General features: G+C 41.0%; 11 protein-coding genes and 1 riboswitch. Of the genes, 4 read left to right on the top strand and 7 right to left on the bottom strand.

Annotation, left to right across the window (positions count from 1 at the left end; genetic code table 11):
• Window positions 1–28 precede the first annotated feature (28 nt).
• The 5 genes from EDC17_RS12430 to EDC17_RS12410 form a co-directional block, all read right to left on the bottom strand.
• Window positions 29–610: an RNA polymerase sigma factor gene (locus tag EDC17_RS12430; RefSeq protein ID WP_132778393.1), complete on the bottom strand. Its 582-nt coding sequence runs from the start codon at window positions 608–610 to the stop codon at window positions 29–31.
• A 178-nt stretch (window positions 611–788) separates the two neighbouring features.
• Window positions 789–1622 (bottom strand): hypothetical protein, encoded by an 834-nt coding sequence (locus tag EDC17_RS12425; protein WP_132778392.1) that lies wholly within the window; start codon window positions 1620–1622, stop codon window positions 789–791.
• Between the two features lie 16 nt (window positions 1623–1638).
• A complete protein-coding gene (locus EDC17_RS12420; RefSeq protein ID WP_207895758.1) occupies window positions 1639–3330 on the bottom strand; it encodes a RagB/SusD family nutrient uptake outer membrane protein in 1692 nt (563 codons plus the stop codon).
• 5 nt (window positions 3331–3335) lie between these two features.
• On the bottom strand, window positions 3336–6827 hold the full coding sequence (locus EDC17_RS12415; RefSeq protein ID WP_243646144.1) for a TonB-dependent receptor: 3492 nt from the start codon (window positions 6825–6827) through the stop codon (window positions 3336–3338).
• A 57-nt stretch (window positions 6828–6884) separates the two neighbouring features.
• The gene (locus tag EDC17_RS12410; RefSeq protein WP_132778391.1) at window positions 6885–8102 is read right to left on the bottom strand and encodes a FecR family protein; all 1218 of its coding nucleotides are present in this window, start codon (window positions 8100–8102) and stop codon (window positions 6885–6887) included.
• Window positions 8103–8304: 202 nt separating this feature from the next.
• Between EDC17_RS12410 and mnmE the strand changes: the two genes are divergently transcribed.
• The 4 genes from mnmE (at window position 8305) to EDC17_RS17645 (ending at window position 10446) form a co-directional block, all read left to right on the top strand.
• A complete protein-coding gene (gene mnmE / locus EDC17_RS12405) occupies window positions 8305–9684 on the top strand; it encodes a tRNA uridine-5-carboxymethylaminomethyl(34) synthesis GTPase MnmE (RefSeq protein WP_132778390.1) in 1380 nt (459 codons plus the stop codon).
• Window positions 9685–9698: 14 nt separating this feature from the next.
• A complete protein-coding gene (locus EDC17_RS12400) occupies window positions 9699–10016 on the top strand; it encodes a hypothetical protein (RefSeq protein ID WP_132778389.1) in 318 nt (105 codons plus the stop codon).
• Between the two features lie 41 nt (window positions 10017–10057).
• Complete coding sequence (locus EDC17_RS17650) at window positions 10058–10174, top strand: hypothetical protein (protein WP_394343362.1); 117 nt, start codon at window positions 10058–10060, stop codon at window positions 10172–10174.
• A gap of 140 nt (window positions 10175–10314) precedes the next feature.
• Complete coding sequence (locus EDC17_RS17645) at window positions 10315–10446, top strand: DUF4113 domain-containing protein (RefSeq protein WP_132778388.1); 132 nt, start codon at window positions 10315–10317, stop codon at window positions 10444–10446.
• Window positions 10447–10488: 42 nt separating this feature from the next.
• Window positions 10489–10584: riboswitch (SAM-I-IV-variant riboswitch) on the top strand.
• 323 nt (window positions 10585–10907) lie between these two features.
• On the opposite strand, the gene EDC17_RS17640 is transcribed toward EDC17_RS17645, so the two are convergent.
• Together EDC17_RS17640 and EDC17_RS12385 are read right to left on the bottom strand one after the other, a co-directional pair.
• The gene (locus EDC17_RS17640) at window positions 10908–11201 is read right to left on the bottom strand and encodes a transposase (RefSeq protein ID WP_132778387.1); all 294 of its coding nucleotides are present in this window, start codon (window positions 11199–11201) and stop codon (window positions 10908–10910) included.
• Complete coding sequence (locus EDC17_RS12385; RefSeq protein ID WP_132778386.1) at window positions 11173–11697, bottom strand: DUF4372 domain-containing protein; 525 nt, start codon at window positions 11695–11697, stop codon at window positions 11173–11175. Before EDC17_RS12385 ends, EDC17_RS17640 begins: the two co-directional genes overlap by 29 nt.
• Between the last annotated feature and the right edge of the window lie 165 nt (window positions 11698–11862).

The following is an 11862-nucleotide window of genomic DNA, read 5'->3' as shown; positions in this document are numbered from 1 at the left end:
ATTTATTCAATTGGTAAAGCTTAAATAATTAAGAAAAGAGTAAAAAGATAACGAGTAAATAATAGGAGATGTTTTTCTTTAAAAATACACGACGAAGGGCTGAAATGGCTTTCGAGCGTGCAAAGTATACTGTGCTAGCTGTTGTTTGCAATTCTTCACATACTTCAGCAGTTGTTTTTCCTTCTAAGATAGTTAGGCGAAAGATTTTAGCTTGTTGCAAGGGCAGTTTTTCCAGAGCATCTCCAAGCAGCGCGATGAGTTCAGTATGAATTATTTTAGTCAAGATATCGGTATCTGTGTTCGGTAAAAGTACAGCTTCTTCCATTTGACCATGTGCGTACCGCTCACGCCCTTTTTTTGCTTGATCCAAACAACTGTTGCGGACCACGATATATAGGAAGCTCTTCAATTCTTCAATGCTGAAAAATTGTGTACGATGGGCCCAAAGCTTGACAAAAGATTCAGAAATGACTTCAGGAATAGTGTCTTTATCTCGCACAAGTTTATATGCGAAAAAATGAAGATTATGACTGTACATATCCATAAAAAAGGATAGCGCAGACTCGCTACCTAATCTAAGATTAGTCAAATTTTCTTCTATCGTTGCCATCGGTAGGATTTTAATTGGGTATTATAAATATAGTGTTATTCAGCTTTTTAAGCAAGTGGTTTGTTCCGCTTTCTTAATGTTTTTACACATTGCCGCGTTGTCTTCTAATAAAGAGTATAACGATGAGGCACATTAATAACTGTTATGTGCCTCACCGTAAGAGTTGGTAACAATATTTCTATTGTGCTTTAAAAGCCCAAAACCAAGCTGTACCCCATGCACCCGTTCCTGGTGGTGCATACGATAGCATCATCTCACTTCCATTAAGGACGATTATATCATATTCGTAGACAGGACTACCGCCCTCATCGGGGGATTTACCACATAGTACTGTCACACCTTTGGTCGTCAGTTTGCCTTTAGCCCACACCGATCCATCATCCAGAAGTACTTGCTTGTCCATCTCGAATTTGTAGGATCCCTTTTCTATCGTGCCGTTGGATTTCACTTTGTGTAATTCTGCATTTTGGAGATAGAAGATCATTTTGGCTCCCACACCTTCATTTGCTGCCTGTCCATTGATATCGGCTTCTTGTAAAGTCCACCATGCGGGTGCTACGTTTCCTTTATATCCACCATTACCCCAAACCGCAGGCTTATCGGTATCCCACACCCAAGTTTTTTCGGACCCGCCCGTTAGGTAGCCCCATTCCAAAGGCACCTCAAAAGTGAGCTCTTCGATGTCTACGGTCAGTGTTTTGGTAATCGTTGTACCATCGGCATTGCGTCCGGTGAATAGTATCTCACTTTGTCCGGTAGAAACCATGAGCACGGTGTCCGTCATTTTTTGTGTAACACCTACACCAAAATTCCAAGAAGATAAAACCGGGCTATTATTTACCAAGACCACTTTATTGCTCTTTTTTCCGTTAACAACAATAGGGGTAGCACTGATTTTTAGTTCCTCAGCGGTAATTGCCGACCCTAGATTCATACGGTCTTCTAAGGGATCACATGCCAGCACCAATAGCGCGAGTAAACTATAGAGAAAATATATTTTACGATTTTTCATGTTTCAAATTTTTAAATTACCATCCAGTATATTCATGAGCAGCTTCGCCCCATCCTTTGTTTTGTGTCAACACGCCATTCGAAAGGGCGATCTGAGATGTTGGGATAGCCCAAAAACCACCTGTTGCTTCGTACCTAGCTCTGTATCCACCGCCAAAACCTCTCATCTGTGTATCGACATTTTTGTTTTTGATCGCAACACCTTCTTGACTTGCCAACGCATCAGCTGCATCATGCCAACGCATCAAATCAAAATAACGTAACCCTTCAAATGATAGCTCCCAACGTCTTTCACGTTTTAGCGCAGCTAATGAATAATTAATTGCCGGCAAGCCTGCTCGTGCACGCACACGATTGAGGTTAGTAGCGGTTTCCGTTAACTCGGCATGCATTAATAAGACATCAGCAAAGCGAATCAGCACCAAGTCTTGTGTGTGTGCCAATTGATAATCGGCTTGAGCCCCATCTGCTAGAATCGCATAAGAGGGGATCAGCGCACCATTGTCATAGGCCGTGATGGCAATATATTTTTTCTGCCAAAATCCGGTTTCTTCCATTTGGCTATCTGCACCATAAATATAATCTGCTAAATCCGTGTCTGCATTGATAATAGATCCTTCACGGCGTACATCGTTCGGCTCTGCCGCTCGCCAGTCATTCCATAATTTGGAATTCACAGGTCCAGCACCCCATCCTTGTCCAAAAGGAAAAGTATTGGTTTGGCCATTGTTCGAGCGCAGGCCCGAGTGTAGGTTCAGCTGATTCGTATAACCCAAGATATATGTATCACCCCAGTCTGCCAAGGTTCCGAATTTTACGGCAAACACAGTTTCCTTGTGCCCTTCACCGGCGTACTGTAGATTATTTGTCGTTGCATAAGGGTAGTTGGGTTTGGTAAATCTATTCGAGTATGGCCATAGATTACGGAAGTCATCGACAAGACCATGTCCACTGTTGGCGATACAATCTTCCAACCACTGAGTGACTTGTGCTTTGCTCACAGTTCCGCCTTCTGTAAGGGGTAATTCGGATTTATTATAATAGCCTGTATAGAATAAAAATACACGCGCCATCAACGCTTGCGCCGCCCATTTTGTGGCGTGACCCGAAAGTACAGAAGTATATGGGCTGTTAGGCATGATTTCAATAGCCGTCTTCAGATCCTGCGCAATGACAGCATAAGTCTCCTCGCTCGGGGCTTTGGGTACATTGCTAACTGTAGAGCTCGTCACCAAGGGCACTTCTCCAAACATCTGCGATAATTCGAAATAATATAGTGCACGCAAAAAATGTACTTCACCCAATGTTTGATTGAACTCCGCATCCGAAGTCCAGCCTGAAACTTGGTTTAAGGTCTCCAAGGCTGTATTAGCACGAAAGATACCTTGGTAGCGTGCTGTCCAAAAGGACAAAAAGCGATCCGGTTGGGTATTCATCAAGTGATCTAATCCTTGCATATCACGGTCATTCTCGCCGCCACCACCGAATCTATCATCAGAAGCTAGTTCTGCCATATAGAAGTGGCTGTGTTGCACATTTGATATGGCAGCATTCAAGCTATTGTATATGCCCGTGAGCATGACCTGAGCATCCGCTACGGTCACGGGAAAATTACCTGTATTCTTTTTATCAAAACTTTCTGTATCGAGGAAGTTATCGCAAGAGCTTAAGCTTCCTGCGAGTAACATAAGTATAAATGCTTTTTTCATCTTCTTTAAAATTTAAGGTTAAGACCAAACATCACCGTACGTGGCTGCGGGTAGAAACCCAAGTCAATGCCAGACACCCATGAGGCATCGTATCCATACCCGATTTCAGGGTCCATACCGCTATAGTTTGTGAATGTGACCAAATTTTGAACAGTGGCATAAAATCTTGCTTGTGCAAATGGAGCTTTATTCCATAGGCGCTTGAAGTCATAGCCCAATGTTATGTTTTGGATTTTGACAAAGTCACCATCTTCGATATAGATATCCGATATATTTAAGGTATTTGGATGCGCGCCATTGGTCAATCGTGGATAACGATTGCTCGTGCCCTCACCATGCCAGCGTTGAAAAATCTCTGTTGTATAATTTTGTAGCGGGCTGTCGGCGAATGATCTATAAGATTTAGCAATTTGATGACCAAAAGATCCTATAGCAGTCACATTCAGATCAAAACCTTTGTACCCAAAATTTAAATTCATACCTCCACTGAAATCGGGATGCGGGTTACCGATCATGGTTTTGTCCAAATCTGTAATTTGTCCGTCACCATTATAATCCACAAAGATTACGTCGCCTGGCTGAGAGGATGCCAAGACACCATGGCCTTGTGCACGTAGCTCATCAATCTGCTGTTGATTTTGGAAAATACCTGCTGTCTTGTAGCCATAGAAATAACCAATAGGATAGTCTACTTGCGCACGGTACATCTCTGTGGTGGATTGACTCAAGACGTTCGGTTCACCATGGATGATACCTTCGGTGTTGGCAATGCGCAATACTTTATTTTTGTTGAATGCGCCATTGATTCCTACTCCGTAAGTGAATTCACCGGCATTGTCATTCCAATTTAAGCCGAACTCAATACCTTTGTTTTCAACATCACCACCGTTGATAAACGGAGCACTCGTACCAAAGATTGCGAGTACAGGAGCTTGAACCAACCAGTCTTTTGTAGTTTTTTTGTACCAATCAAATACTACATTTAATCGATTATTTACAAAACGTGCGTCAAAACCAATATTTATTTGCTCTGAAGTCTCCCAAGTGATATCTGGATTAGGCAAAATGTCCGGGTATGCTCCACGGATAAGGGAGGATTTGTTGTCTCCAAAGTAATAGCCATTCTTTTGATTGATAGCGATTGTCGCTAAGTATTGAAAAGGAGAGATGCTGGCATTACCATTTTGTCCCCAAGACGCTCTTAATTTAAAGAAATCAATGGTACTATTGTCCTGGAGGAAGGATTCATTAGAAAGAATCCAGCCCGCAGAAGCAGAGGGGAAATATCCCCAACGGTTGCCTCTTGCAAAATTTGAGGAGCCGTCCGCACGTAAGGTAAAAGATGCCATATAGGTCTCTTTTACATTGTAATTTGCCCTACCAAAAAAGGAGGATAATCTACCTGCTGGCCACTGTATACCACCCACTGCGGGAATGAAGTTTTCATAACCTTGACCATTGCCCACGAAAGCTTTGTCCCATTGTCCGGGGAAGGATGAGTTGGCTGTAGTTACACTTAAGCCTTCACCCAAACCACCCTTTTCTATCGATTGTCCGATCACCACATCAAGTTGGTGTTCTTGTATAGGTTGAAAACCGTAGCTCAGCGTGTTTTCCAACACCCAGTTATAACCTAAACTCTGATTTTGAGAAATGTCATCAATAGGATTGGTGAGCGTCGTGGAAAGTTGGTATGTAGGTGTGTATTGACGGTACGAAGAAGCACTCATTCGGTAGCCAAAATTGGTGCGCCATTTTAATCCCTCAATAGGTTGTACTTCCAAATAGGCATTGGCCGACAGGTTATGGTTTTTGGAAAGATTCTGTCCACGTCTGTAATACATCTCTGCAGCAGGGTTGGCTGTGGCACCATCCAATACCCAACCATCAGCCACTTTGTCCAATTGGTCGTAAAAATTTCCCTCACTATCGTAAATTGGAAGTAAAGGATTGCCTACAAGCATATTGTGCACGTCATTCCAATATATATTTCCGATACCAATACCAGAGCGGTTGCTATAGCTATAGTTTACGTTTTCTCCAAACTTAATTACATCAAAGCGGTCGTTTTTATATAGGATATGTTCTGAATTAATGCGGGCGGTATGACGTTGAAAATCAGGTTCAACGGGAGCGCCCATTATGCCATCCCGATTAGATAAGGAATAGCCTATGGAAAATTTAGACTGTTCGTTACCACCCATCATATTAAACGATAAATTCTGCAAAAGCGCATCTTTATTGCTTATTTCTTTCAACCAGTTGGTGCCATTCCAGGTACCATCTTCAATTTGTTGGTATTGCTTTGGAATAAGCGTGGCCCAGTCATAAGGTGCAGCGCCTTCATTGAATCTACGCTCATCTTGTATAATCATGTATTCTTTGGCTGTCAAGAGCGAAGGAAGTTTATAGGCATTCTGAAAACCAACGTAATTGTCGAGATGGACTTGCGTACGTCCCGATTTACCTTGTTTGGTGGTCACAAGGACCACACCGTTGGCCGCACGGGATCCATAAATTGCTGCTGAGGCAGCATCTTTTAGGATATCAATACTTTCGATGTCTGATGGATTAAGCATATCAATACTTCCTCCTGGAATACCGTCAATAACATACAGCGGTGAGGAGTTACCAATAGTTCCCAATCCGCGAATAGTAACTTTAAAGCTTTCACCCGGCATCCCTGAATTTTGGGTGATTTGCACCCCTGGAGCCTGACTTTGCAAACTTTCTAGAATATTAGGCGTACTGAGTTTTGTCAAGTCATCTCCTTTCACCTGAATAGTAGATCCCGTAGTCAATTTCTTTTTCAATGTACCGTAACCAACTACTACCACTTCTTCCATGCTATCATTCGCCGGTGTCAATGTAATTTGTACGGTCGTTTGGTTGCTGATGGTCATTTCAGCCGTTTCGTAACCGATATACCGGACTTGTAAACGTGCGGGCGTGTTGCGTACTTCAATACTAAAGTTTCCCTGGCCATCTGAAGTAGCCCCAGCATTAGTACCCACGATTACAACAGTAGCACCCGCTATGGGATTGCCTGGTGGATCCGTAACTCGGCCCTGTAGGGTGCGGGATTGTTGCGCTGCACTGAAATTTGTGCTATTTGACAATTGTCTTTTAGCTGTAGCTCTTTTTAATATAAGGGTGCCATCTACCATTTCCCAATCGATGTATTTGGGAGTAAGGAGCTGGTCCAGCGCTTTGTCAAGCGGCGTATTTACAATATCTGCGCTTAGCGTAGTCTTTGATATATCTTTCCCATTGAGCAAAAATGGAATGCCATGTTGTGCTTGGATCGATTGCATCACTTTAATGAGCGGTGTATTTTTAGCTCGAATAGTGATGTTTTGAGCGTATCCATGGAAAGCTGATACCTGAAAGCAGCAAAGTAAGGTGAACATTATGGTCATCTTAACTGGCAGCATCCAATTAGATAAAGATTCCGAAAAACCTTTATCCTTAAATTTCTGAGTAATAGGTGTCATCATGTTTAGTTCTCATTATTGTGTTTACATTGTTTAGTTTCTTCGCGAGTTGTTCTTTGGTTATTTAATTACATATAGAAAGTGTTGTACGCCTTGCTTTTTAATTTGGAATTTTACCCCGCTTTTTTCCAACAAAAGCAAAACTTCACTTAATTTTTTGTTGCGGGCTATTTCCCCATAAAAATGCATGTCGTCACGGTTTCTTTGATCTTGAATTTTAATATCATACCAACGGCCAATATCGGCCAATACTTCTGCGAGCTCTGTCTCATGGAAAAGGAATTTATCTTTCGTCCAGGCGATGTATGTTGATGCATCCACAGCTTGCTTTTCAATACCACTTGGAGATGTGCTCGCTTGCTCATTAGGTAGGAGATGAACTTGCTGTTTTCCATTGCTTACCGTTATTCCACCCTCCAGGAGTGTACTGATCGTATTCGCTTCATCGGAATAGGCACGTATATTAAACTGGGTACCTGTTACTGTTACTTGCTGATGGGCGGTGTGTACGATAAAAGGAACTCTCTTGCCAGCTTGCATTTTTTTCGCTATTTCAAAATATCCTTCTCCCGAAAGTGTTACCTCTCTAGCATTCTGCCCAAAGACTAGGGGATAGGTGAATGTAGACATGGCATTAAGCACGACACGGCTTCCGTCCGCTAATACCACGCGATAGGTGCTGCCTTTGGGCACATGTATAGTGGCTTTTAGTTTTCGCAGTTCACTCTCTTCTAGGTTAGCGACAGAGGACCCGTCGGTATAGCTAAGTCCCTCATTGAGCATAATACCTTGTTTGTCATTGCGTAGCTCTATCTTTTCGCCAGTGGATAAGGTTAATGTGGTCTTATTTATTGCAGGAGCGAGATTTACTTGACTAACTGGAATGCTACTTTCGCTGAATGATTGCTGGTAAACGAACCATAATCCCACAAAGAGGGCAATAGCTGCTGCTGTACTGGCTACGATGCGTAGCAATCGTGTATAATATTGTTTCGAGGAATGAGATTGTTCATTATCCGCGCTCATGGAGCTTGGTTGTATGCGCTTAAGAGTTTGGTTTTTAATGCTTTCGAGCAATTCCTCGTCCATCAACCTTCGGGATGCTAGCCAATCTTCATAATCAGCAATTAAGGCATCATCCTGCAATAGATGTTCAACATATTCCTTCAATAAGACATCATCGGCCAGATATTTTTCTAGCTGTTGTTGCTCGGCCGGTAGAATTGATCCATCAATATATTTTTTTAGCAATAATGCTAATTCAGAAGAAGTCGACATTTCGTTTATAATGGTTATACAGTACTAACGAATATTATAAGTAAACCTTAGCAGAAAAATTAAATTCTTTTTAGAGCCGAAGCCAATAGGACATTGCTGGATTCATTCCTATCTTATCATTTATTATATATTGTCTTTTATTGACTTATAAGGCTTCTTCGAATAAATTTCTACAGCCTTTAAAATTTCATAACTTTGTGCCATGTCAGTAAGTACATCCAATACGCAAGATACAATTGTCGCACTAGCTACTTCACCCGGTACACAAGGTGCTATTGCGGTGATTCGGGTTTCCGGAACAGATGCAATTAGCCTAGTGAATACTGTTTTTAAGGGTAAAGATCTCACGCAACAACCATCACATACATTACATTTCGGTACGATCCGAGATGGCGCTGAAATTATTGATGAAGTGTTGGTTTCCCTATTTGTAGGGCCCAATTCGTACACCAAAGAAAATTCTGTCGAAATATCCACGCACAATTCCAAATACATTATCGAGCGCGTCATCCACCTGCTGATCCGTCATGGAGCACGTGCGGCGCGTCCCGGAGAATTCACATTACGTGCTTTCTTAAATGGCGGGTTAGACCTATCGCAAGCCGAGGCCGTAGCCGATTTGATTGCTTCCAATTCGGCGGCATCACACCAAATTGCGATGCAGCAAATGCGTGGTGGCTTCTCCAATCAGTTGAAAAAACTGCGTGAGGATCTGGTACATTTTGCTTCTTTGATCGAACTGGAGCTTGACTTTGCCGAAGAAGATGTTGAATTTGCCAATCGCGATCAGCTCAAAAATCTTATCCAGCAGATATATAGTGTGATACAACGGTTGATTCAATCTTTTGAGCAAGGGAATGTCCTGAAAAATGGTGTGCCTGTTGTTATTGCCGGCAAGCCGAATGTGGGCAAATCCACCTTATTGAATGCCTTATTGAATGAAGAACGCGCCATCGTTTCGGATATCGCTGGTACGACACGTGACACGATAGAAGACGAGATCAATATCAAAGGCGTGACTTTCCGTTTTATAGATACGGCAGGTATCCGTGAGACCTCCGATATTATCGAGGCCAAAGGGGTGGAGCGTACGCTAGAAAAGATGAAGCAAGCCCGACTGATAGTCTACTTATTCGATCCTACACAAGATAAGATAGAAGCCGTACAGCAACAGATTTTGGAGATTAAAGATCTGTCCATACCTTTTGTGACGATAATTAATAAGGCTGATTTACTTAGCGCGGATATGCGTAAAGAATACGAAAGTCTACAGCCTCTGTATATTTCTGCCAAAGAACAACTTGGCATTGAAGAACTCAAGGATGAGTTGCTACGTCAAGTAAATCTTTCCAATATTAACACAGACGATGTGCTAGTCACGAATATCCGTCACGTCGAAGCTTTACAGCATACCCAGTCATCTTTGGAGAAAGTATTGTATGGTATTGACAACCCTGTAACTTCGGACTTCTTAGCTATGGACATTCGCCAAGCCCTACATCACCTGGGCGAAATTACAGGTACAGTGACTACGGATGATTTATTGGATAATATATTTTCCAAGTTTTGTATCGGCAAATAAAATGTGATTAACGATTGGATATTTCGGAGGGATTTGGCCCATTGACCTCCGAAATAATTGGCAAATCAAACCGAATCAACTGGCCCATTGACCTCCGTTATAGACAGGCCTATGATTTTGTGCAGATGAATGATGTCTGGGTACAGAAAAATCTATCTATCTTAGGCTTACGACTCAAGCGTGATCTTTCGGGCATAGAAACCTTGAACTTGGAAGAGGTACAAGACAAAAAGAATATTGCTACTACACGAAGTTTTGATGTTATGGTTGGAAAATTTGACGACCTCAACCAACGTGTGATTAATTTCGCTGCCATTGTGGGGAGAAATTAAGGAGACAACATTCGCATTGTAAATCCTTACAGGTTTTTGTGATGACTAATCCTTTTCGAGAAAATCAGAAAAAATATTACAATAGCATAAATATCGATTTACCATTTTCTACAAATTCAAGTATAGATTTAGCGCATTATGTGCTAGTATTGCTCTAAAACGAATTTTCAAGACAGGGTATTTATATAAGAAAGCAGGTGTTATCGTTCAAGACCTTTCTCCCGAATCTGTAGAGCAAGAAACTTTATTTGATAAAAGAGATAAGCGTCACGATCCACTAATGAATGTTTAGGACAATTTGAACAAAAAGTATGGAACTAATACGGTACGTCTAGATATTCAGGATAAGCAAAAATGGAAAATGCGTCAAGATCTTCTTTCACCAAAATATACTACTGATATTAAAGATATTATTACGATCAGGGTGTGATGTTTTTTTGAAAATAAAAAAAAATCTATCTTTAGGGCATAATTCAATCATCAAGAGTACAATTATGTACACCAACCGAGTTTAACCAACCACGGTGGTCAAGCGATGAGGGCTGTTCAGTCAAAAATTTGGTCACTCCCTTAGTCTTAATGATTGATAGTATTTAATGATTTAAAGTATCAAAAAAATGAAAAATTTAATTGAAAAATTTGATCGCAATTAGCAACGCTATCAGATCAGCAATTAGTAGCGCGTTTTAATCGCGAGGTTGGTAATCGTGGATGGGTGAGCGCCCGTGCATATTTTCTTGAGGCGTTATGAAATCAGTTTGAAAATCGTGGAATAGATTATTCATTTGTCAAGAATGAAAGTGGTGGTTTTAATCTTAACGCTCAAGTGATTCTTAGGGACGGTAAATTAATTTTTTAGTTCTATTGAGCCGATTAGTTATCTTAATCGGCTCAAATTTTTGTTATATTTGAGTTCAATGTTTGTTTAAATCGGCTCAATATGTATAAATGGCAATATAAAGACTGGCCTACGCTGTTCTTGAGTGCTTCACTTTGAAATGTTTTCACGACAGTATATTTCATGTTACTTTTACTCCGTGTGACAAAGAATCTCTGGTTGCTGTCCAAAACGTTCATCCAAGCATAATCAACGTAGCCTCTATCCACAACGACCACACAACCCTTAGAAAATGAAATGGTCTTAGCGATCTTAGATTCATGTTGTTTGCCATCTGAAATATGCACAAACTAAGTATACAGCCATCATAATCAAGTATGGTATGAGTTTCACAGCTCCCTTAGCACTGCGAAATTTTGCCCGGTCAAATACACTTAAACATAACGGAATAATAGTAGCATCCATGAGATATACTTTACGCTTGAGCCTATTAAGCTCTGCGCGTCTTGGAGAATCTTTACGCCACAAATCATCCAAAAGTTTATAATACAGATCACGGAATAGGCTATGATCTCGATGTTTGTTTATATAAGATAAGTTCGACTTGCTAGGAGTTCTAGAAATTCCCATATGACTCATGTTACCTGTAGCACTACGAAGACCATTAGAAATATCACGCACGGAATCAGCAGAGGTTAAATGGCAGAAAAGCATACTCACAAAATGTGTCCAGCTATTGATCCCTTTGTGATGTTTATCGGATAGATATTGTTGAACAAATTTGTTAAAAATATTGCGATCTACTAGTCCTAATATCTGAGAAAATACGTTTATATTTATCATGGCGGTGATGGAATTTTAGCGAATTAAATATAGCAATCCCTGCTTTATAAATCCATCGCCATTTTTTTCCTTATTTAGGATTGTTATGACTTTACCAAATAAATTTTAACTTCCTTAAGCAAGAACATTGTATTTAGAGATATATGGCATTTGCTTAATTACAAC

The organism is Sphingobacterium alimentarium, from assembly GCF_004342685.1.
GTDB classification, from domain to species: Bacteria; Bacteroidota; Bacteroidia; order Sphingobacteriales; family Sphingobacteriaceae; genus Sphingobacterium; species Sphingobacterium alimentarium.
The sequence above is the reverse complement of the archived record's forward strand: the minus strand, read 5'-3'. Positions and strand labels throughout refer to the sequence as shown.

What these genes read in the sequence shown, in the direction of transcription:
- EDC17_RS12430 (WP_132778393.1), bottom strand. Translation starts at nt 610, where the DNA reads ATGGCAACGATAGAAGAAAATTTGACTAATCTTAGATTAGGTAGCGAG.
- EDC17_RS12425 (WP_132778392.1), bottom strand. Translation starts at nt 1,622, where the DNA reads ATGAAAAATCGTAAAATATATTTTCTCTATAGTTTACTCGCGCTATTG.
- EDC17_RS12420 (WP_207895758.1), bottom strand. Translation starts at nt 3,330, where the DNA reads ATGAAAAAAGCATTTATACTTATGTTACTCGCAGGAAGCTTAAGCTCT.
- EDC17_RS12415 (WP_243646144.1), bottom strand. Translation starts at nt 6,827, where the DNA reads ATGATGACACCTATTACTCAGAAATTTAAGGATAAAGGTTTTTCGGAA.
- EDC17_RS12410 (WP_132778391.1), bottom strand. Translation starts at nt 8,102, where the DNA reads ATGTCGACTTCTTCTGAATTAGCATTATTGCTAAAAAAATATATTGAT.
- mnmE (WP_132778390.1), top strand. Translation starts at nt 8,305, where the DNA reads ATGTCAGTAAGTACATCCAATACGCAAGATACAATTGTCGCACTAGCT.
- EDC17_RS17650 (WP_394343362.1), top strand. Translation starts at nt 10,058, where the DNA reads ATGACTAATCCTTTTCGAGAAAATCAGAAAAAATATTACAATAGCATA.
- EDC17_RS12385 (WP_132778386.1), bottom strand. Translation starts at nt 11,697, where the DNA reads ATGATAAATATAAACGTATTTTCTCAGATATTAGGACTAGTAGATCGC.